Origin of the sequence: Pectobacterium versatile, assembly GCF_020166435.1 — a bacterium.
In the GTDB taxonomy this organism is placed as follows: Bacteria; Pseudomonadota; Gammaproteobacteria; order Enterobacterales; family Enterobacteriaceae; genus Pectobacterium; species Pectobacterium versatile.
This window is the reverse complement of the sequence record NZ_JAINZP010000049.1, coordinates 1-1,651: the sequence shown is the minus strand read 5'-3', so window position 1 is coordinate 1,651 and position 1,651 is coordinate 1. Positions and strand designations below refer to the sequence as shown.

Here is a 1,651-nt window from a genome sequence, read left to right as displayed (position 1 = left end):
TATTTTCATCAGACAATCTGTGTGAGCACTTCACTTAACACACATCTTCTTGGTAAGGAGGTGATCCAACCGCAGGTTCCCCTACGGTTACCTTGTTACGACTTCACCCCAGTCATGAATCACAAAGTGGTAAGCGCCCTCCCGAAGGTTAAGCTACCTACTTCTTTTGCAACCCACTCCCATGGTGTGACGGGCGGTGTGTACAAGGCCCGGGAACGTATTCACCGTAGCATTCTGATCTACGATTACTAGCGATTCCGACTTCATGGAGTCGAGTTGCAGACTCCAATCCGGACTACGACGTACTTTATGAGGTCCGCTTGCTCTCGCGAGGTCGCTTCTCTTTGTATACGCCATTGTAGCACGTGTGTAGCCCTACTCGTAAGGGCCATGATGACTTGACGTCATCCCCACCTTCCTCCGGTTTATCACCGGCAGTCTCCTTTGAGTTCCCGACCGAATCGCTGGCAACAAAGGATAAGGGTTGCGCTCGTTGCGGGACTTAACCCAACATTTCACAACACGAGCTGACGACAGCCATGCAGCACCTGTCTCACAGTTCCCGAAGGCACTAAGGTATCTCTACCGAATTCTGTGGATGTCAAGAGTAGGTAAGGTTCTTCGCGTTGCATCGAATTAAACCACATGCTCCACCGCTTGTGCGGGCCCCCGTCAATTCATTTGAGTTTTAACCTTGCGGCCGTACTCCCCAGGCGGTCGATTTAACGCGTTAGCTCCGGAAGCCACGCCTCAAGGGCACAACCTCCAAATCGACATCGTTTACAGCGTGGACTACCAGGGTATCTAATCCTGTTTGCTCCCCACGCTTTCGCACCTGAGCGTCAGTCTTTGTCCAGGGGGCCGCCTTCGCCACCGGTATTCCTCCAGATCTCTACGCATTTCACCGCTACACCTGGAATTCTACCCCCCTCTACAAGACTCTAGCCTGTCAGTTTTGAATGCAGTTCCCAGGTTAAGCCCGGGGATTTCACATCCAACTTAACAGACCGCCTGCGTGCGCTTTACGCCCAGTCATTCCGATTAACGCTTGCACCCTCCGTATTACCGCGGCTGCTGGCACGGAGTTAGCCGGTGCTTCTTCTGCGAGTAACGTCAATCGATAAGGTTATTAACCTTACCGCCTTCCTCCTCGCTGAAAGTGCTTTACAACCCGAAGGCCTTCTTCACACACGCGGCATGGCTGCATCAGGCTTGCGCCCATTGTGCAATATTCCCCACTGCTGCCTCCCGTAGGAGTCTGGACCGTGTCTCAGTTCCAGTGTGGCTGGTCATCCTCTCAGACCAGCTAGGGATCGTCGCCTAGGTGAGCCATTACCTCACCTACTAGCTAATCCCATCTGGGCACATCCGATGGCGAGAGGCCCGAAGGTCCCCCTCTTTGCTCTTGCGAGGTTATGCGGTATTAGCTACCGTTTCCAGTAGTTATCCCCCTCCATCAGGCAGTTTCCCAGACATTACTCACCCGTCCGCCGCTCGTCACCCAAAGAGCAAGCTCTTCTGTGCTACCGCTCGACTTGCATGTGTTAGGCCTGCCGCCAGCGTTCAATCTGAGCCATGATCAAACTCTTCAATTTAAGATTTGTTTGATTTGCTGAACTCGTCAGCGATGCTCAAAGAATTAGTAACTGTT

At 52.7% G+C, this 1,651-nt stretch carries 1 rRNA gene; it reads right to left on the bottom strand.

Annotated features, from left to right (window positions below):
* Nucleotides 1-53: 53 nt before the first annotated feature.
* Nucleotides 54-1,595: ribosomal RNA gene (locus K7X24_RS21785) — 16S ribosomal RNA — on the bottom strand.
* Nucleotides 1,596-1,651 lie beyond the last annotated feature (56 nt).